General features: G+C 34.5%; 18 protein-coding genes. 5 read left to right on the top strand and 13 right to left on the bottom strand.

Features of this window, described 5'->3' with window-relative positions; genetic code table 11:
* The first annotated feature begins 123 nt into the window (after positions 1–123).
* Together sfsA and ABFR62_06680 are read left to right on the top strand one after the other, a co-directional pair.
* Complete coding sequence (sfsA, locus tag ABFR62_06685) at positions 124–828, top strand: DNA/RNA nuclease SfsA (GenBank protein ID MEN8138100.1); 705 nt, start codon at positions 124–126, stop codon at positions 826–828.
* A gap of 104 nt (positions 829–932) precedes the next feature.
* A complete protein-coding gene (locus tag ABFR62_06680) occupies positions 933–1,922 on the top strand; it encodes an aspartate-semialdehyde dehydrogenase (protein MEN8138099.1) in 990 nt (329 codons plus the stop codon).
* Between the two features lie 139 nt (positions 1,923–2,061).
* On the opposite strand, the gene ABFR62_06675 is transcribed toward ABFR62_06680, so the two are convergent.
* The 9 genes from ABFR62_06675 to leuS form a co-directional block, all read right to left on the bottom strand.
* Positions 2,062–2,397, bottom strand: a complete 336-nt coding sequence (locus ABFR62_06675) for a hypothetical protein (protein MEN8138098.1) — start codon at positions 2,395–2,397, stop codon at positions 2,062–2,064.
* Between the two features lie 150 nt (positions 2,398–2,547).
* Positions 2,548–2,862, bottom strand: coding sequence for a hypothetical protein (locus ABFR62_06670; GenBank protein ID MEN8138097.1), 315 nt, complete (start codon positions 2,860–2,862; stop codon positions 2,548–2,550).
* A 364-nt stretch (positions 2,863–3,226) separates the two neighbouring features.
* The gene (locus ABFR62_06665; protein ID MEN8138096.1) at positions 3,227–3,949 is read right to left on the bottom strand and encodes a 3'-5' exonuclease; all 723 of its coding nucleotides are present in this window, start codon (positions 3,947–3,949) and stop codon (positions 3,227–3,229) included.
* A 23-nt stretch (positions 3,950–3,972) separates the two neighbouring features.
* The gene (locus ABFR62_06660; GenBank protein MEN8138095.1) at positions 3,973–4,530 is read right to left on the bottom strand and encodes a GNAT family N-acetyltransferase; all 558 of its coding nucleotides are present in this window, start codon (positions 4,528–4,530) and stop codon (positions 3,973–3,975) included.
* Positions 4,527–5,675, bottom strand: coding sequence for a serine hydrolase (locus tag ABFR62_06655; GenBank protein ID MEN8138094.1), 1,149 nt, complete (start codon positions 5,673–5,675; stop codon positions 4,527–4,529). The genes ABFR62_06660 and ABFR62_06655 overlap by 4 nt, the downstream gene beginning before the upstream one ends.
* A 97-nt stretch (positions 5,676–5,772) precedes the next feature.
* Entirely contained in the window at positions 5,773–6,345 is a 573-nt protein-coding gene (locus tag ABFR62_06650; GenBank protein MEN8138093.1) for a DUF4136 domain-containing protein, read from the bottom strand.
* A 71-nt stretch (positions 6,346–6,416) separates the two neighbouring features.
* On the bottom strand, positions 6,417–7,655 hold the full coding sequence (locus tag ABFR62_06645) for a DUF4143 domain-containing protein (protein MEN8138092.1): 1,239 nt from the start codon (positions 7,653–7,655) through the stop codon (positions 6,417–6,419).
* Positions 7,656–7,820: 165 nt separating this feature from the next.
* Positions 7,821–8,930 (bottom strand): DUF5009 domain-containing protein, encoded by a 1,110-nt coding sequence (locus tag ABFR62_06640; protein ID MEN8138091.1) that lies wholly within the window; start codon positions 8,928–8,930, stop codon positions 7,821–7,823.
* 251 nt (positions 8,931–9,181) lie between these two features.
* Positions 9,182–12,034, bottom strand: coding sequence for a leucine--tRNA ligase (gene leuS, locus ABFR62_06635; protein ID MEN8138090.1), 2,853 nt, complete (start codon positions 12,032–12,034; stop codon positions 9,182–9,184).
* A gap of 256 nt (positions 12,035–12,290) precedes the next feature.
* Between leuS and ABFR62_06630 the strand changes: the two genes are divergently transcribed.
* Positions 12,291–13,283 (top strand): endonuclease/exonuclease/phosphatase family protein, encoded by a 993-nt coding sequence (locus tag ABFR62_06630; protein ID MEN8138089.1) that lies wholly within the window; start codon positions 12,291–12,293, stop codon positions 13,281–13,283.
* Positions 13,284–13,295: 12 nt separating this feature from the next.
* On the opposite strand, the gene ABFR62_06625 is transcribed toward ABFR62_06630, so the two are convergent.
* Positions 13,296–15,248, bottom strand: a complete 1,953-nt coding sequence (locus tag ABFR62_06625; protein MEN8138088.1) for a ComEC/Rec2 family competence protein — start codon at positions 15,246–15,248, stop codon at positions 13,296–13,298.
* 193 nt (positions 15,249–15,441) lie between these two features.
* Here ABFR62_06625 and ABFR62_06620 point away from each other — a divergent pair, with 193 nt between their 5' ends.
* Together ABFR62_06620 and ABFR62_06615 are read left to right on the top strand one after the other, a co-directional pair.
* The gene (locus ABFR62_06620; protein MEN8138087.1) at positions 15,442–16,230 is read left to right on the top strand and encodes an SDR family oxidoreductase; all 789 of its coding nucleotides are present in this window, start codon (positions 15,442–15,444) and stop codon (positions 16,228–16,230) included.
* 49 nt (positions 16,231–16,279) lie between these two features.
* The gene (locus tag ABFR62_06615; GenBank protein ID MEN8138086.1) at positions 16,280–16,657 is read left to right on the top strand and encodes a YccF domain-containing protein; all 378 of its coding nucleotides are present in this window, start codon (positions 16,280–16,282) and stop codon (positions 16,655–16,657) included.
* Between the two features lie 30 nt (positions 16,658–16,687).
* On the opposite strand, the gene ABFR62_06610 is transcribed toward ABFR62_06615, so the two are convergent.
* The 3 genes from ABFR62_06610 to ABFR62_06600 form a co-directional block, all read right to left on the bottom strand.
* Positions 16,688–18,325 carry a trypsin-like peptidase domain-containing protein gene (locus ABFR62_06610; GenBank protein MEN8138085.1) on the bottom strand — a complete coding sequence of 546 codons (1,638 nt, stop codon included), beginning with the start codon at positions 18,323–18,325 and terminating at the stop codon, positions 16,688–16,690.
* A gap of 390 nt (positions 18,326–18,715) precedes the next feature.
* Positions 18,716–19,834, bottom strand: a complete 1,119-nt coding sequence (locus tag ABFR62_06605; GenBank protein ID MEN8138084.1) for a lactonase family protein — start codon at positions 19,832–19,834, stop codon at positions 18,716–18,718.
* 30 nt (positions 19,835–19,864) lie between these two features.
* Positions 19,865–20,254 carry a thioesterase family protein gene (locus ABFR62_06600; protein MEN8138083.1) on the bottom strand — a complete coding sequence of 130 codons (390 nt, stop codon included), beginning with the start codon at positions 20,252–20,254 and terminating at the stop codon, positions 19,865–19,867.
* Positions 20,255–20,836: the final 582 nt, after the last annotated feature.

Below are 20,836 nucleotides of genomic sequence, written 5' to 3'. Positions count from 1 at the left end.
TTTTGTTTTAAGGGCTGTTAAGTCTAATAATCTGAATTCAATTTTATCGTTGAACTTAGGTAATATAAATCCGTGGCTTTTTATATGTTGCCACAGATTAACGGATTAATGAATTATTGACCAATGAAAATTAATAAGAAAATTCAAAAAGGAAAGATACTGAAAAGGTATAAGAGGTTTTTGGCCGATGTAGAGTTAGTTGATGGTAGTGTAATTACCGTTCATGTTCCCAATACGGGCAGGATGACAGGTTGTTGGGTTCCGGGTTGGGATTGTATTATTTCAGATTCTGAAAATGATAAGAGAAAATACCGTTATACTTTAGAAATGACCCATAATGGAACTACCTGGATATTGGTAAATACATCTCTAACCAATCATCTGGCAGAATCATTTATTATAGAAAAGCTTATTCCCGGACTTACAGACTATGATAGTATAAGAAGAGAAGTAAAATACGGAGACAATAGCAGGATAGATCTTTTACTCGAAAAGGGAGATAATAAATGTTTTATCGAGGTAAAAAATACTACACTGGTGGAGGGGGTAACTGCTTTTTTTCCTGATGCACCAAGTGTTAGGGCATTGAAACACCTTAAGGAGTTGGAAGCAGAAGTAGAAAAAGGAAACCGGGGAGTTATGTTATATATGATTACCAGAGAAGATGCTGAGAACTTTTCACCCGCCAAACACGTTGATGAAAGCTATTGGGAAGGGCTAATAAAAGCACGTGAAAACGGAGTGGAAATAATACCCGTTCTGTGTGAGGTGAAGGAATATGAGATAAATTTTGAGCGGGTAGTGGATATTGTACCATTTTATAACTAATAGTTGGTAAAGTGTTAATATCTCAAATATTACTTTTTAGATTGTAATTCTTTTTTACTTTTGCGCTTCTAATTAGTTATAGAATATTTTAAAATAACATACACATGAAAGTTGCAGTTGTAGGAGCTACCGGGATGGTAGGAAATGTAATGCTTCAGGTTTTAGAAGAGAGAAATTTTCCGATAACAGAATTGTTATTGGTTGCATCTGAACGATCTGTTGGCAAGAAAATGACTTTTAAAGGGAAAGAATATTCTGTTATAGGATTAGAAACTGCTGTTTCTGAGAAGCCGCAAATCGCAATATTTTCAGCCGGAGGAGATACTTCGTTGGAATGGGCTCCGAAGTTTGCAGAAGCAGGAACAACGGTTATAGATAATTCTTCGGCATGGAGAATGAATCCTGATAACAAATTAATTGTTCCCGAAATTAATGCTTCGGAACTGACGAAGGAAGATAAGATTATAGCTAACCCTAACTGTTCTACAATTCAGTTGGTTATGGCTCTTGCTCCACTGCATAGGGAGTTTAAAATTAAAAGAGCAGTAGTTTCAACTTATCAGTCTATTACCGGAACGGGGGTTAAAGCTGTTGAACAATTAGAAAACGAAGAGAAAGGCGAGAAGGGAGCTATGGCTTACCCTTATCAGATATACAGAAATGCACTTCCTCACTGCGATGTATTCGAAGACAATGGTTATACAAAGGAGGAAATGAAGTTGACTAATGAAACGATGAAAATCTTAAGAGATGACTCTATTGCTGTTACAGCAACTGCTGTTAGAATTCCTGTTGTAGGAGGTCACTCTGAGAGCGTAAATTTAGAGTTTGAGAATGAATTTAATATCTCAGATATCAGGACTGTACTGAACCAGACTCCCGGTGTTAAGGTTCAGGATAATACGGATACCAATACTTACCCTATGCCTGTTTATGCAGAAGGGAAGGATGAAGTTTTTGTTGGGAGAATTCGTAGAGATATGTCACAGGTAAATACTCTTAATATGTGGATTGTAGCTGATAATCTTAGAAAAGGAGCCGCTACAAACGCAGTTCAGATCGGGGAGTACCTTGTTGATAATGGTCTGGTATAATAAATAATCATAAGATAATCTGCCTTACGGCTCTTGTGCAGTCGGGCAGGTTTTCTTGTGATTGTCTATAATCAGAAAAGGCGCTTTGTATAGAACCAAAACACCTTTTCACTACTAACCCAAAAATCAATATAAATATTCACTGTTTACGTAAATTATTCTCTTTTATTTCATCATCATTTTCTTCTTCTTCTTCTTCTTCAATCTCTTTTAAATCAACTTCTGTAAGTTCAACTTCCTTTATGCTGTAGAGCTCACTATCTTCGTTATAGATAATCAGAAAGTCGTTCGACTTAAACCAGTAAAAATAGTCACCACTTGCTTCTTTAAATTCTTTTGCTGTTTCTTCATCAGCATTCAGTAATACATCAACTACTTCAACTTTCATATCAGAATTTAGAATAACTTCTTTTTTCTGAGAAAAGGCGAAAGTGAAGAAAAGAGCAAAAAACATTGATAAAATTAACTTCTTCATAACCGGAAAATTAACTATATCTGACTGGGTTAAAGTTACGGATTTAGAGTGTTGATTTTTAGTTCTTTAACTCTTTTTAACAGTAAATTTAATTTCTTACATTAATAAAATGCAATGCCTATAATTTGTGTTAATAAGTAAGAATATTTCCTACATATCGAGATTAGCAAATTCCAATTCTTCGATATAATAATGATTTGGAATATTCAATACTTCAGGTTCATTTATATAAACATAATAATATAAATCAGTTTCTTCATCATGCCATACACAACATGGTATGTAGTCTAATATTATTTTTTCAGATTCTGCAAGTTCAACTTGTTTTAATTCATTTTCATATTGAAGATCATCAAAATTTAATGAAATTTCTTCCAGAAGAGTTGAATTGTTATAAGTTGGATCTGCCTGAAGAGGTAATATTGTAAATAAAGTTACGGCTAATATTGCTGCTAAAGTTTTCATCTTTCTGTGTTTTAAGTTATCATTGAAAATAAAGACTTGTAATTTGTACGAAGAATCTTTTAATTAGATTTTCTAGTTAAGCTTCTTTTAACAGTAGATAAGGAAGTCTAAACCTATATCCGCTTTTCAATAATAAGACGTCTGTTCTTTAATTTTGTGTACTGTATATCAGTTGTTTAACTTCGGTTTAACAGAAAGGGGAATTTTTAAGTTTTTTTTAATAGTAAATCCGACCATTTTGGCCGGATTTATCATAAAAGTGTATTTTGATGCCTGTATGCTCTGATGTATACCTGTCAATAACGGTTATTCAGGTGGTTTTATTAAAAACTAACATCTTATTTTAAATGAAGTAATATTTGTATCAGGCTTTTATCATATTTTCTTTCGGCAAAATAGACATGCCTTTTAAACGTAAATATATTTGAGCAACGGTAAAAGTGTCTTTTTCGCAATAGACAGCAATCCTTTCTAAATCGTTTTCATTATAGTATACTCCTGCCACCTCCGATCCGTCAATGTCGTCTTTTGGCGAAGGAATATCCAGTACTTCGGTGAGTAGTTTTATGGATGTATAATGTTTATAATCTCCAAATTTCCATAATTCCATTGTGTCGAGATGCTTTACCTCCCAGGGTTTTTTACCCGCAATATCTAATGGTTCCGGTAGGGTAATTCCATTGATAATCATTCTTCGGGCAATAAAGGGATAATCAAATTCTTTCCCGTTGTGAGCGCAAAGGTAAGAGTCGTATGAGCTGTAGTTTGTATTTAGCAGAGTCTTAAAGTTTAGTAGAACTTCTTTCTCGTCATGACCGTAGAAAGATTTAACCCTAAAAGTTTTCTCTCCTGTAGAGTCAGTGTGAATGAAGCCTGCTGAGATACAGACTACTTTTGCAAATTCGGACAATACTCCTGCGCGCTCCTGATAATATTCTGCAACTGTGTAGTCATCTTTTCTTTGAAACTTCGTTTTTTTATCAAAGAGCTCCTGCATCGTTTCTGATAGTTCTTCGAATGTTTCGTGTTCGGGAACTGTTTCAATATCGAGAAACAAAATCTTGTTTAGTTGAATTTGGGGATTCATGGTTTAAGTTGTTAGTTGTGGTATTATGCTATTACTTCGGGGTCCTGTTCCTGAAGCCAGTCAGCATAAGTAATTCTATATATTCCTACAGGTAAATCCTTATAAAAAGTTTCTTTTTCCAGAGTCATTCCATTCTTTTTTGCCACTTCCTGCGATGCAATATTCCCGGTATGAATCATGGATATTAAAGAGTTGTTTATTCTGTTTTGGAATGCATAATTTTTCCATGCATTTGCAGCTTCAAATGCATATCCGTTATTCCAATATTCCGGCATAACATGATATCCTATTTCCAGTTCTTCTTTACCATCAATTTCCTGAAGTAGTAATCCGCATTGTCCAATTAGTTCTCCTTTGGCAGTATACATTCCGTACAACCCTCCTTCATTATTGTCATATCTTTCCATTTGGCGCAAAATCCAGTCTTCGCATGCCTGTTCGGTTGATCTGATAAATGAGATAAACTTTAATGCCTCCTGAGATTGGATAAACTCCATCCAGGAGCTTTTATCTTTCATTGAAATTTTTTCCATGCTAAACCTTTCGGTTTTTATCTCCTCCGGTAATTCTACTTTTATCATTTTACTAACTTTAAAATTTCTTCAACATAAACATAAAAATCTCTTGGATGCGGGTTACCCTCATCCTTACCGTCTCTTTTATGACCAAGACGTACAATAATCATATCATATTCAGGAATTACAATTACATATTGTCCCAAAATTCCTCTCATAAAAAATACTTCCGTATCGAATGAAACGTTGTCTAACCACCATGAATATCCATAGTGCTGAGTTTCGTTAAAAACCGGCTTTACCGATAAATTTACAAAAGCTGTATCTATAATTTGCTTTCCGTTCCAGTTACCTTTATTAAGCCATAGTTTTCCAAATCTTGCAAAGTCACGTGCATTTGAATTGAAACAACAATAAGCTTTTTCATTGCCATTAGCTTTGTCGAGCATCCATAATGCATCTGTCGAAGCCCCCATTGGAATCCATAATTTTTCTGATGCATATTGACTTAAAGTCCTTCCTGTGGCTTTAGCGACAGCCATTGAAAGTAATTGAGTGTTCCCACTTAGGTATTTGTATTCCTTACCCGGTTCTTCAACTACATCAAGGGTGTTAATTAAAGCTTCTAAATCATTTCCAAAGTATGCTTTTGTTGTTATTGAGAATGGCGAAGAGTAACTTTCTTCCCAATTCAATCCTGAGCTCATTCGGCTTAAGTCACCAATAGTAAGTTTTTCATTATCTCCTTGGTTGAAATGTGGAATAAAATCACCGACCTTTTGATCCAGTCCTTTTATGTATCCCTCCTGAATTGCTTTTTGCATTAAGATTGTAACAATGGTTTTTGCCATTGAGAAAGAATTGGAAAGGGATTTTTGTCCATAACCTTCCCAGTATTTTTCTAATATTATTTCGTCATTTTTAATTACTAAAAAAGCAATCGATTCCATCTTTTCATGTTCTTCCAAAAGACGATTGCTCATTTGCAGGGAGTTTATATTAGCCGACTCCTCCCATGGTTGATGAGGTCCGGAAAGGACAACTCTGTTATCGAAATAGTTGTAATCATCTATTTCTACTCCGGTTTGACCACGTCCATAGGTCAGTGACACTGCTTTTATTATAAATTCATTACCCGTAATGTAAAGTCCCGCAGTTATTAAGACAATTACCATTAAAGGCCATTTTAATATTTTATATAGACGACGCATAGAAGTTTATTTTGGATAAATATACTAAAGAGAAATATTTAGCAACAAAAAAAGCAGGAATAATTACTGCCTGCTTAAATAGAAAGATCAAATTATATTACTTTTTCTTAATAGGATACTTATAATAGATCTTTGATATAGTATTATTTATGGTACTTTCCGTAGGGCGTTTTGTCCCGTCAATTTCGCCTTTCCCTACTCCTTGCCAAATTAGTTTTTTTGCTCTTTCATCATATACATCAAGCACTATTGTTCCAAGAAGTTTTTCGTGTTCTACAAATTGGGTGTTGTATGAGCCGGCACCGAACCCCGGACTGTACCATCCTCTATAACCACCCCATCCACTATACATACCCATATGAGTTGTATAGGCAGTAGTATATCTTTCAATGTCGGTAACAACGAATATATCCAACATGATATCCGGGTTATCTTCAGCCTCTGTCATCCCCCTGCTAAGCATCTCATTCCTCATTGCATTGAGAATTCTTTCTTTTGTAAATTCATCAACTAATTCTGAGTTTTCATCATTCCATTCATCTATAGCAAAAGTTGAAAACTTTGTAAAATCTACATTCCTGTTGTAATCATATGACACATCCATTGAAGGGCCACAGCTGCTTAATAAAGCAATTACAGTTATCATCGTTATCAGCGTAAATTTCTTCATAAGAATATAGTTTATATACCCAAAGATAGTGTTTAAGTTTTTACTTGTCAATCAAATATCATGTAGTTCGGCTAGATTACTTTTTCGAGCAAATAGGCTTGTATGTAATTTTGATTATCGTTTTTTTGATTCAGATTGAGATTAATCACGAACGATTCCTTAACATTCTCATCCTTGTTAAATCCTTTAAGAGCTTTGAGAAATATCGGTTTTGAAATGTTTTTATATTTTGCTTCGAAAGTTAACAGCTTGTACATGTCGTTTATTACAAAATCAACTTCTGCACCATCTCTGGTTCTGTAAAACGATAAGTCGGAATACGATTCTATGCTTTTAATGATTTCCAGAAAAACAAAGTTTTCAAAAAGAGCACCGCTGTCATTACGGGAGTCAATATTATTGAAGTTATTGATGATAATATTCCTTAAGCCTAAATCGAGGAAGTAAACCTTTTTCATTTTTTTTATCGCTTTCTTTTTGTTTGAAGCGAAAGGTGGAATCATTTTAATAATAAACATCTGTTCCAACAGATAAATATATTCTTCGCATTTGTTATAGCTAAGTCCGGTAGTTCGCGACAGTTCGTTTACATTAACTAAATTACCAATTTGTAATGCCAGAATCTGCAATAGTTTATTAAAACCAACACTGTCCTCGTTTCTGACAAACGACCTTACATCCCGCATCAGGTAAGTTTTGTAAATATCGTCTAAGGTTCTGATTTTTTCTCTGAAACCCTTTTTACGTGCCATACGGGGCATGCCACCATACACCAGATAGTGTTTCAGTTGGGATTTAATTTCCTGCGATACGATCGAATCATTTGTGTTTTTCGTGTATTTCTGATAATCCAGATATGCTTCGGGTTCTTCAAATAGTAGACTTTCGCTGAATGAGAGCGAATTTACATTTATCACTCTTACTCTTCCTGCCAGAGATTCTTCCACCGTTTGAATAATGTCAAGACTTGAACTGCCGCTACATAGAATTTTGAGTTTTGGGTATTTGTCTGAAAGGATTTTTAGTTTGGAAGATATCTTATTTAAATACTGGAATTCATCAATAATAAATAGTCCTTCTAATTCGGAATTAAGCTTGATCTTCAACAGTTCTTCAACATCATTTAGATCGGCAAATATATTTGTAGCTTCAGGTGTTTGCCCGTCAATATCATATGAATCCATGCCGGGTGACAGGCTTTTCATGAGTGATGTTTTACCGCATTGTCTTGCCCCGATAAGAACAGTGATCGGAACGTTTGAAATGGCATTTTTTATTTGTTCATGATATTTTTCCCTTATATAAAGCATATATCAAATATACGACAAATTTATATAATGTAATAAAAACGTAGCGACGATTTTAGATAAAGCAACAAAATTGTCGCGTCATTTTTATGCAAAATAATGAAATAGTCGTATGGAATATTTCAAAACTATCGAATATTTTTCAGTATTGGATTGCTTTGTAGAGATTTATACTTTAATAAAAATCTTCTTCCTGTATAAATAAAGCGCTACCAGATAATAGAAGAAAATTACAAAAATTGCATATATCAACGAACTGAGTTTTGGAATGGTGATAATTGAAGACAAGAGTTCATATAGGTAGCCGTGTAAAGACTGACCATCGGATAATTTTATCATTCCAAAAATTCTGGCAACTACACCCGACAGGAAGAAGACTGTAATTGCATTAGAACCAAAAATAATAGCAGGTTTCCCCCAACTGTTATGATCTAAAATATCGGCAATGTAATATATTGCTGCGTATGTCAAACTTGCAAATCCCCCTGTTACCAGCACAAAACTGCTTGTCCACAGTGACTTGTTGATAGGGAAAATCATTCCCCATGCGTACCCGGTAATTAGCGCAACAACTCCAATTATGATGAAAAGTTTAAGTTTTTCTTTTTCTGATTTGCTTTTATCTAATAGTATCTTGCCCAAAAACATTCCGAATATTGTAGTGGCTATTGCCGGAATAGTACTCAGAAGGCCTTCCGGATCGTAAACCCTCCACATGTGGTCTAAAGTCAATATTTTTTGATCTATAATGGTTGCAAGATTATTTTCGGGAGTTAATAAATATGTTTCCCCATTGAAAGGAATTTGTGTCATTATTAACCAATAGCCAATCAGGATTGATACAAATATTCCAAATAGTACTTTCGGGTTTAAATGCAGAAACATAATGGAAGCTATAAAAAACACGACTCCTATTCTTTGTAGTACACCGGGGAGCCTCAATTCGGACAGATTTTTAAAAAACGGCGGATAGATTAAAAAGCCTGCCATGATTAAACCTAAAATAATCAGTTTTAAGGTTCGGGAAATAATCTTTTTATAAACATCGGCATTTACGCCTGTTTCTTTCTTTTTTGTGTAAGCAAATGTTATTGACATTCCGACAATGAATAAAAAGAAGGGGAAAATAAGATCAGTAGGTGTCAGGCCGTGCCATTCGGCATGTTTAAATGGCGGATAGATAGCACCCCATGTTCCGGGATTGTTTACCAGAATCATAGCTGCAATTGTTGCTCCTCTAAAAATATCTACAGATAATATACGTTTCGATGCATTCATAATATAAGTTGATTTCTGTTCAAATATATTGCTTTATAATAGTTTCTATTATACTATTATCACAGGTATTAACATTATTTCGGCATATGACTGTTTTATTTCGACATAAGACTATTAGAGTTCGACAAAAAACTTCGATTTCAATAGAGCCTTTTCGTTAACGATGTTGGCAGCCTGTAAAAAAAAATCCATAAAAAAAGACCGATTCTAAATATGAATCGGTCTTTTTGTATTCTATCAATTATGGAATCTTAACCCACAACATTAATTATCTTCTTAGGTACAACAATAACCTTTTTAGGTTCACGTCCCTGTAATTGAGCAATTGTCTTTTCGTGTTCACGAACTGCCTTTTCCATATCTTTTGGATTGGCATCGGCAGGGAATTCTAAAATAAAACGTTTCTTTCCGTTAAACATAATCGGGTAAGTATGCGATGATTCTTTTAAATATTCCTCGTTGTGTACAGGGAACTCTGCATCAGCGATAGATGTTTCGTGACCCAGTTTGCTCCACAATTCCTCAGCAATGTGCGGTGCGTAAGGTGCTATTATTATAGCTAATGGTTCAAGTATCTCACGCGAATTACATTTTTGGGCTGAAAGCTCGTTTACCGCAATCATGAAAGTAGAAACAGAAGTATTAAATGAGAACTTCTCAATATCTTCTCTTACCTTCTTGATTGTTTTGTGAAGCGATTTCAAAGCATCTTTTGTAGGTTCCGTGTTGCTTACCCCAAATTCTTCGTTCTTGTGATATAGTTTCCAAAGTTTCTTAAGGAAATTATAAACACCGCTTATACCATCTGTTTTCCATGGTTTGTACTGCTCAAGCGGGCCTAAGAACATTTCGTATAATCGTAAGGCATCTGCTCCAAAATCTTCAACAATAGTGTCAGGACTAACTACATTGTATTTAGATTTCGACATCTTTTCCACTTCGCTTCCGCAAATGTATTTTCCACCTGCCTGTCCGGTAGGCATGTCTTCAAGGATAAATTCAGCATCCCTGTATTCTTCTCTCCAGTTTTTGAAAGCTTCTATATCAAGTTCGTTGTTTACAACCATATTCACATCAGCGTGAATAGGAGTAACTTCATACTGATCTTTCAGACCTTTTGAAACAAATTTATTAGTGTCTTTTATGCGATAAACAAAAGCTGAAGTTCCAAGAATCATTCCCTGATTTATCAGTTTTTTGAAAGGTTCTTCGTTGCTTACATAGCCCATGTCTTTCAGGAACTTATTCCAAAAACGTGAGTATAATAAGTGTCCTGTAGCGTGCTCCGAGCCACCGATGTATAAATCTACATTCTGCCAGTATTGTTCAGCCTCTTCCGATACAAACTCATCTTTGTTTTCAGAGTCCATATAACGTAAGAAATACCATGATGATCCTGCCCAGCCGGGCATAGTGTTCAATTCTAAAGGGAAGACTTTTTGGTTGTCGATTTTTTGGTTTTCCACAACTTTGTTTGTCACGGTATCCCATGCCCAAACGGTAGCATTACCTAATGGCGGCTCACCTGTTTCGGTAGGTAAATATTTTTCCACTTCCGGAAGAACAACCGGCAGATGCTCTTTCTCAATCATTTGTGGAATTCCGTTCACATAATATACCGGGAATGGTTCTCCCCAATATCTTTGACGTGAAAAAACTGCATCGCGCAATCGGTAATTGATCTTTCCTTTACCAATTCCCATTTCTTCAACTTTTGAATTTACAGTAGAAATTGCATCGGCAACTTCCATGCCTGTGATGAAATCAGAATTGATACAAACACCGTCTTTAGTGTCGAAAGATTCCTCCTGAATATCAAAACCTTCTCCTAAATCTTCCTTAGGATCGATAACCTGTTTGATGTCTAATCCAAATTTTTTGGCAAAAGCATGGTCGCGGCTATCATGTGCAGGTACTGCCATAACAGCTCCTGTACCATAGCTTGCCAATACGTAATCGCCAATCCATATCTGGATTTTCTCTCCCGAGAAAGGGTGGATGGCACAAGCTCCCGTAAACTGTCCGGAAACTTTATCAACCTCTGCCATACGTTCTCTTTCCGAACGTTTTGTAGTATCAGAAACATATTTTTCTACAGCTTCTTTGTATTCAGGAGTAGTTATTTGTTTAACCAGCTCGTGTTCAGGAGCAAGAGTCATGTATGAAACACCGAAGATTGTATCAGGGCGTGTTGTGAAAACTTCAAATTTTAAATCTTCATGACCGTCAATGGCGAACCATACTGATGCACCTTTCGATTTACCTATCCAGTTGCGTTGTGTTTCCTTCAACGAGTCGGTCCAGTCGATATTTTCTAAGCCCTGTAATAAACGTTCAGCGTAAGCTGAAATACGCATGTTCCACTGCATCATTTTTTTACGCTCTACAGGATGGCCGCCACGTTCCGAAACTCCGTTGATGATTTCGTCGTTAGCCAAAACAGTACCAAGTGCCGGACACCAGTTTACCTCTGTTTCCGCAAGGAAGGTTAATCGGTATTTTGCCAGAATTTCTTCCTGTTTATGATCGTCAAAGGCATGCCATTCGTTCGATGTAAATTCTTCTATATCTTCATCAGAGGCAGCGTTAACATAAATATTTCCTTCTGAGGCAAATTTATCAACCAAAGTGTCGATATGTTCAGCCTTGTCTGTATCGTTGTTGTACCACGCATTGTATAGCTGGATGAAAATCCACTGTGTATGTTTGTAATAATCAGGGTCAGAAGTACGTACTTCACGATTCCAATCAAATGAAAAACCTATTTTATCAAGCTGTTCGCGGTATCGTTTCAGGTTTTGGGCTGTTGTAATTGCCGGATGTGTACCCGTTTGTATAGCATATTGTTCTGCAGGTAATCCAAACGAATCATAACCCATAGGATGCAATACATTAAAACCGTTATGTCGTTTATATCTTGAATAAATATCAGAAGCTATGTACCCCAGTGGGTGGCCAACGTGTAACCCCGCCCCCGATGGGTAAGGAAACATGTCTAATACGTAAAACTTTGGTTTTTCCGAATTGTTTTTGGCCTCGAAAGTTTTATTCTCCTCCCAATATTTTTGCCACTTATGCTCTAAGTCCTGATGATTGTATTTCATTTTTTATTTCTGTTAGCCTTCATTTCAAAGGTTATAGCATTATAATGTCTTCTTTAAGATCCATTATCCTATAAACCAAAGTAATAAGCTTATTTGTAATCTGATTTTTTCAAGCGGCAAATTTACAATAATGTATTTTAATAGCGAAAGATAATTTTGGCTATTAGTAGTTTGTTATTTCAGATTATCCTGATTCCCGTTATTATTGATGTATTTTATTAATTTTTATGCTATTATTGTTAAACAGTATTTTTTTATGAAGAAACTATTACTAATTATCCTGGTTCCTGTATTGCTTATAGGATTATTCTATGTTTACGGAACTCAAAGTTCCATTTCCCCGGAATATTACGATACGGTAAAAGTAAATGATAATGCTCAGCCTTCCCTGAGTGATACATTGAAAATTATGACCTATAATATTGGTTGGCTTTCGGGAATGACCAATAATTTGCCGGTTGAAAGAGACGTAGAATTGTACAATCAAAACCTTAATGCCTGTGTTGAATCCTTAAATAAGGAGAAGCCAAATATCCTTGCTCTTCAGGAAATAGATTTAGATTCTGACAGGTCGTTTAATATCAATCAACCCGATTCATTGCAAAAATATTGCGCTTATAAATACGGTGCTCTAGCTCTTAACTGGGATAAAAAGTTTGTTCCCTTTCCTGGTTATAATCCTAAATATTTCTTCGGTAAAACTATCTCAGCTCAATATATTCTATCGGAATTAGAGGTTGTTGAAAACACCTTTGATAAGCTGATAAAACCTATAAATGCCCCATTTTATTACAATGCATTTTATTTAGAAAGATTAATTCAGAAAACAACTCTAAAAACAAATAGGGGCGAAATGATGGTTTTGAATGTGCATTTGGAAGCTTTTGATGAGGAAACAAGATCTAATCATATCCAAAAAAGTATTGAGGTTTTTGAAAAGTACAGAAAGATTATGCCAACATTATTGGTCGGTGATTTCAACAGTCCTCAGGACACTTTGGGAACCAGAAATAATTTGCTTGATGAGCTTATTAAAATGAAGGATGTAGGAATGGCAATTCCAGATTCTGTTTACAAAGCCGATATGGTAAAACACAATACTTATTCAACAGGAAATCCCTATACTAAGATCGATTTTATTTTTTACAGCAGTGATAAGATAAAAGCAGTTGAGTCGGGGGTAATGCAGGAAATAGGAGAAGTTTCAGACCATTTTCCAGTGTGGATGAAATTTGTAATTCGCGAATAGATAAACATAAATCTACCGGTAGATAAAAAGACTGTCTGCCGCGCTGTGAAACGGGATCTTATTCTTTATACAAAAATATTCCCACCTGCTTTTATTTACTGAATTACGGTAACCTGTGTAAATTACTCTGTCCAAATATTTATTCGCAATAATTTTAGGGTTGGTCTTCGTGTCATTATCGATAATTGTCGCATATCTGTGATTAAATGGGTTTGAACCTATTTCATCATCAGCTTTCCAGAATATCTTCTGTTTAAATATAAAAGTGTTATTCAAAATAGTATCACTTGACTTTATATTGTTAAAGTAGAGGTAGTTTTGAAATAGACTTTCTTCATAATCTTTTTCGCTAAATGAATTATTTCCATCCTGTATTAAAATCTCCGCTTTTGGTGATGCACTTATCATTACAAGTTCTTTTAGTGAATTATTGTGTTTTTTTATGATTGAGTGCAATTGGATCGTTATCAAAAATAAAAGTGCGGAGAATAAAAACACTTTATTTTTTTTGCCGATAAATATTAGTACAGAAATTATTAGAAGAAAATATAGAAATACCGAAAACTGATCCGGATATATATTCTTAATTATCAATTCATCTAGTGAAGATATGTTTTGACTTACTACTTCAATAAAATTAACTGTTTTGTCATATATTATAGAAAGTAAATTTATCTCAACACCAATAGATAAGAGTAAAATATATATGTATGAAGATACTAATAAAAATGTAATTGCCGGTATTTCGATTAGATTAGCCACAAAGAATAGAGAAGAAAATTTGTGGAAATAGTATAAGGTGAGCGGAAGTGTTGCGATTTGTGCTGCTATACTAACAATTAGTAAAGTCCAGAAATATTTTAAGATGATAAACTTTGGGCGCCAAATTGAATTTAGAAGAGGGAACATCCATACAATCCCTATTACCGCCGAAAAACTTAACTGAAAACCCACATCAAATATATTGTTAGGATTAATGAGTAGGAGAATCAAAGCGGCGATTGATAAGCTGTTGTACACATTGCTTTGCCTTTTCAAAGCGTGAGCAATTGTCAATATGCTAAACATGATTGTAGCTCTAACAATTGATGATGAAAGTCCTGTGAGATATGCATATATCCACAAAAATGCAATTACCATAAGACCTCTGATTATTTTTCCTTTATTAATTAAAGTAACAGGTTTAAGAACAATCGAAATCAGCCAGGTTAGTATCCCGATATGCAAGCCGGAGAGAGCCAGCAGATGCATTATTCCCGAGTCGGAAAAATTTTTTAAAGTTTGATCCGAAATGTCTTCTTTTCTTCCAAGAACAAGTGCTTTCAACAGGGCTTTGGAGTTGCCCGACAATTGACTTTGGTCGATTTTATTTTCAACATTATTGCTTATTATAACCGGAGTTATTTCATCATTTTCAGTTTTAACAATATTCTTTATTAGTAAACGCGATCTTACGCCTCTTTTTCTCAGATAGTCCGAAAAATTGAAGTTGTTGGGAATATCTATACCGGATAATTTTATTTCTTCAGCACTGATATAAAAACTGTCTCCACGTGTGTAAACAGTAGAATCGCTTATAGGAATAGATGTAATGTATTTTTTCGGGCTGTTTTTTTCTTTAACAATACAACTCTGGAAATTGGAACTGCGATTATATATTTTTTGGAGTATTATTTCTGTTTCTAAACTGTTATTTGTTATAGCATATGGTTTATTTATTCTGAATGAATTGCTGCTAAACGAAAGTATTAAAGAAGATATAATTATAGCAATTGTTTTAAGACCGTTTTTTCTTTTTATAAAATTAAGTGTCACAAAAGCTATGATTATTGTGGCAGAGGCTATTGCTGCCAAAGTATTGAAGTTTATAAACCCGATGTATGACGATAAAATAATACCGATAGCATAAGAGACTGTAAATATTATTAATGGGAAACTGTTTATTGTGAAAGTATTTTTAGTCATTTAGGGATTCATTAGAGTTATTTTTCTTCGTCATGGTGTATTTTTGGGTGTATTTTGAGGTAAGTGAATTATATGGTTTGGGTAGCTATATATAATTCATTACTTTCGGTTTCGTTTTATATAGGTAGTGGACTAAAGTTACGCATTATATAACTAAATAAAAAAGACATTCAGGCTTAATTATCAGACAACTATGGATCTTAATTTAAAAGGGAAAGAGGCTTTCGTAAGTGGAAGCTCGCAGGGAATAGGTAGTGCTTCAGCTATCGAACTTTCAATTTTGGGAGCGAACGTGACAATAGTCGGGAGAAATATTGAATTACTTGAATCTACATTTAGGAAGTTAGATGTATCAGATGGTCAAAAACACAAAATATTAGTTGTTGATTATTCGAAAAGAGGAGAGTTAGAAGCAGAATTAGATAAGTATCTGGCTCAGGGTAATTCGATCGATATTTTGGTTAATAATATGGGCGGACCAAAGGCAGGTGCTACTTATAAGGCGGGAATAGATGAGTTTGAAGAAGCATTTTATAATCATATTATTAATAATCACATATTAGTTCAGGCATTTATTCCTAATATGAAAGAGAAAGGCTGGGGTAGGATAATAAATATTATTTCTACATCGGTGAAAGCTCCAATAAAGGGATTAGGGGTTTCAAACACTATTAGGGGAGCGGTTGGCAATTGGTCTAAAACACTTTCCAATGAACTTGGGAAATATAATATTACGGTTAATAATGTTCTTCCCGGATCAACATTAACTGCCAGGCATGATGATATTGTAAAGATGAAGGCTGACAAGACCGGTAAATCAATGGAGGAGATAGAGTGGGAAATGAAGGAGTTAATTCCTATGAAGAGATTTGCTGCCCCAAATGAGATTGCTAATGCAGTTGCGTTTTTGGCTTCTCCTGCAGCTGATTATATCAATGGAATTAATATTCCTGTTGATGGTGGCAAAACCGGAAATTTATAAGATTCATAATTACATTATTTTTTATTAAAACCCCCTTGTAAAGTAAAATATGCGAACATTAGGAAATATTATTTGGTTAATTTTTGGAGGAATATTTATTGCAGTAGAATATCTTATAGGGAGTATCGTTATGATGTTGACTATTATTGGTATCCCCTTTGGTATTCAGACATTGAAACTTGCCGGACTGGCACTTTGGCCGTTTGATAAGGAGATAGTCTACAAAAACGGAGAACCCGGTTGTTTATCAACTTTTATGAATGTACTTTGGATACTGACCGGAGGTATCTGGATTAGTTTAACACATATCTTGTTTGGTCTATTTTTTGGGCTGACTATAATAGGTATTCCCTGGGCTATACAACACTTCAAACTTGCCGGCCTTGCAATAGCTCCTTTTGGAAAGGATTTTGTTTATAAGGATTAAAAATAATTGTAATCAGTAAATATGATGTTGTTATTCTGAGAATACTATCATGTTTACTGATACAACAGTATTGTATATTGTACGTACAATATATACTCCTCTTCTGAGATGTAATCTGAATTTGGTATTATTGGGGTTGGTTGTTTTATAAACTAATCCTCCCTTGATATCATAAACAAGTACTTCATTAAGCAATTGAGGGTTGATCTTGCCAAAATCGAGCGTCCCGTTGGTAATTGGATTTGATATAATTTTTATATTATCTTCGAAGTGTAATGATTTTGTTACACCGTTTGAATCATATCCAAGCATTTGTTCAATTCCGGTATTTGCAGGATCCAGCCAGTATTTTAATTGTGAATTGTTTTCCGGTTCATATTCCCAGCTATATGAAATCTTTCCGAAGTAGTCGTTCTTCATAATACTTGAGCATGAACTTGCTCCGCCGGTTAGTACACCAACAACTTGTCCCATAGGATTGAAGAGTGGCGATCCGGATGATCCGCCTTCGGTTGCCCCGGTTTCCCATAAAACTTCCCAATGTGTATTTTCAGGACCTCTGCTGTCGAACTGAGAGGACGTTAGAGGTTTGGAATAAGTGTTTATTTTCTTAATATCGGCCGATGGATGGTGATAAGAATATCCTGAAGGAGAAGCTATATCACTGTTGTCCCACCCGGCCCAGAAAACCTGGTACTCCTCCGGAAATGGAGTTGTGAGTTCCAGCAGGCAGAAATCGCTGTCTGTATCTCCGGCCATCCCGGAGTTTGCTTTGTAAATAGCCCCTGTTAACCTGTTTTTATTTAGGTCTCCCTCCTCATTTGGGTTTTCGCAGGTAGGAGATTCGTAATTGAAATAAAATTCCCAGTTTTCCAGATCTTCTTCCGAGGCACCTTCATATTGTCCGTCAATTAGGAAGCTGTAACAGTGATCGGCAGTAATTAAGTATTGGGTATTGTCCTTGCTTGTATTAGCAATTATAGTTCCTGTGCACCATCCAAAATATGTAGAGCCCTTTGTTGATTTTCTGGTTTGTATCCTAACTACTGCATTCTTCTCCGGATCAAAATTTTCTTCTTCATTACAGTTCGCGTTTATTTGGCATAAATCCGACGCGCCAAAACCCAGTGAATTTATGTTGTTAACATCCTTATATGCATAGTTAACGGTTATTTTTGATGTAAAATTATTTAAAGTGTCATTCGAAACCGGATCAAACTCAACTGTTAAATTATCTCCTGTGAAAAAATCACTTTGATAAGTATCGGTAATGTCAATATTTATATCAGATATGTTAAAAACGTTATTTTGTTTATTGTAGATGTAAAGCTTGTCATTTTCATTTAGCTTGAGGTTTTTAAAATCCAAACTCAATGCTTTTGCTTCTCCGGCCTTTATTTTAAGTATCCAAATCCACTCGTTTTCTTTGCTTTTTATCCATTTACCACTTTGAATAAGTTTTGAATCTTTTACCGAAACGGCGAAAGTGTAATTAAACAACTCTAAATCGTTTGGTTTTTTCGACAATGTACTCATCGGGTTATTAATATAGGTTGTGTTAACCTTATTAAGAAGCTCATCGTTTAATAATGAATAAGGAGTGTTCTGTGAAAAAGCATTAATACTTAACCACAGCGATATTAGTAGGAATTTGGTTTTTGGCGACATTTATTTCTTGGATTTGAATTAAAAATACAAAATAATATACATAGTTTAAGTTTATGAGATATAAATCATTTATTTATTGTTATAAATCAATAGATCATAGCTTATATAAAATATCCTTAGGGTTAATGTTTATACCAAACGGAATGAAAATAATGAGTGTCATCTTCCTGACATAGTTAGGTTAGTAATGATTCTACATTAAAGGAAGATATCCAAATAATAAAAAAGCGCTTGATGTTAAGTACTACATGCAAGTGAGTATCCTAAAAACTGTGTAAGTTGAAAAATATCGGGGTTAATAAATCTCTATATTTTTTGTTTAAATATAAAAACCAATATACAGTGTTAGCTGTTGTTGCCAATACAGTACGAGGTCTTCACTAAAAGCTGTTAAAACAAAATACAAACCGGAGCAGGAGCCTTTACTTCCATAATATACTTTAACATTCCTGTTTTTACATCTCTCTTAAATGATACAATATTATCGGTATGTTGATTAGCTACCAATATAAAATTATTGTCTGGCGATAGTGAAAAATTTCGCGGACCATTTCCTCTTGTTGACTCATGGCTCAGTAGTCTAAGTTTTCCATCAGTATCAATAGAAAAAATTGCAATACTATTATGTCCACGATTAGATGCGTAAAGAAATTTTCCATCGTTTGATATATGTATATCAGCACAGGTATTTTCTTCAGTACAATTTTTAGGTAATGTGGAAAATGATGATACTAAAGCATAATTGTTTTTTTCCTTTTTAATTAAACTCACTGTAGAGTTAAGTTCATTTACAGTGTAAATCCATTTTTTACTCGGATGGAATGTTAAGTGTCGTGGTCCGGCACCCGCGTCAATTTTTAGTTTTTTCTGCTCTGAAGGAATCAATTTTTGTTTTTCCGAATCTATAGATGAAAATATTAATTCGTTGGTTCCTAAATCTACGGAAATAATATTTTTATCATTTGATTCAAACCAAACAGAGTGTGCATGAGGAGTTTTTTGGCGGTCAGTAGTTCCCTTTCCGTAGTGTTGCTGTACATCTAATAGTGTTGACAACTTTCCATTATTGCCTAATTTTATTAAGCCTACGTTTCCTCCGGTATAATTAGCAACTAACACATACCCTTCTTTATTTACAGACACAAAACACGGATGTGCCCCTCCTGATGAACTTTTGCTAATAAATTTTAAGCTATCCTCATTTATTTCGAAAGATTTAATAGTTCCATCTTTGTTTTCATTTACAGCCAATAGATATTTTTTATCGGCACTTTTTGTTATAAAAGATGGATTTTCTGTTTTTACAGCCAGTCCAATAAATTCAATTATTCCATTGCCTAGTAATGAATATTTATAAATTCCCTCGCTGCTGTTTGTTGTATAAGTTCCAACATAAAATGTCATTCCCTGTTGCTTCATTTCATTCGTGTTTCCATCATTTTTCTTATTAATTAAGAAAATAATTAATAGTATAAAAATTGATATTAAAGAGTAAAGTAATTTCTTCATGTTGATTACATCTTTCTAATGTATGTTTTTTTATTTCCCAATCTTTTCCAGAAAGCCTGATGGTATTCTGCAAATTTTTCTTGCTGAATAATCGAAGGAAAGCATTATCGTTGATCCGTTAAAAACCTCTGCATTGTCTGATCGTCTTGTGGCTTTATATGATAATGTCCATTTTAACCCTTTTACTTCTGTGAGTTCTACTTCCACATCAAGAACATCATTTAAGAACACTTCTTTTTTATACTTCACATTGGCTTCGGCCAGGATTATACCAATTCCTTCACCAATATTTAGTTCGCTATATCCAAACTGTTCCAGAAAATCGATTCTTGCCTGGTGAAAAACTGTCAGGGCTCTGTCGTTGCCCATGTGTCCTCCGTAATTTATATCGTCTACGTTTACTTTGTATTCAGTTTTCATTTCTATATAATTTTTTTAAGCCGCCTAACGGACGGCTTGATTTTATGCATAGGTCGGTTGGTGTTTAATATATTAATCCTGGATATTTAATATGTAATGTTTTTGTGTTAGGATATTTTGTTAAAATACCGGTGCTAAGCATCTGTTTGTTTTCAGTGGTAAATTTAGTGTTTTTTAGCAGAGTGTGGAATATTTCAGTACCCTTCATCCTGTAGGAGTTGCTGTTTTTGATTGTGGGTTCGCGGTATTTTTGGGTTAGGTACAATTAGAAGGTTTTTTTATGAATCTAATGATATTTTGAAATTCCATACAATACATAACTATAAATTGCGTTATATAACTATAAAAATAGTTTGCAAACTAAAAAAATAGTTATATGTTTGTTTCAGATAATCAGTAAACTAACTTAATTGAATAAAGATGAGAAAAATAATTCTGTTGGCTTTTGTAATAATAAGTGCATTTTCGTGTGACAAAAGAAATGATAGTTTCACAATTACGGGAAATTTCACCAATGTTACGGATAGCACTATGTTTTACCTTACTAATTCCGATAGCGGAATAAAGATTGACAGTGCATTA

Source organism: Bacteroidota bacterium, assembly GCA_039714315.1.
GTDB lineage: Bacteria > Bacteroidota > Bacteroidia > Flavobacteriales > JADGDT01 > JADGDT01.
The sequence above is the reverse complement of the archived record's forward strand: the minus strand, read 5'-3'. Positions and strand labels throughout refer to the sequence as shown.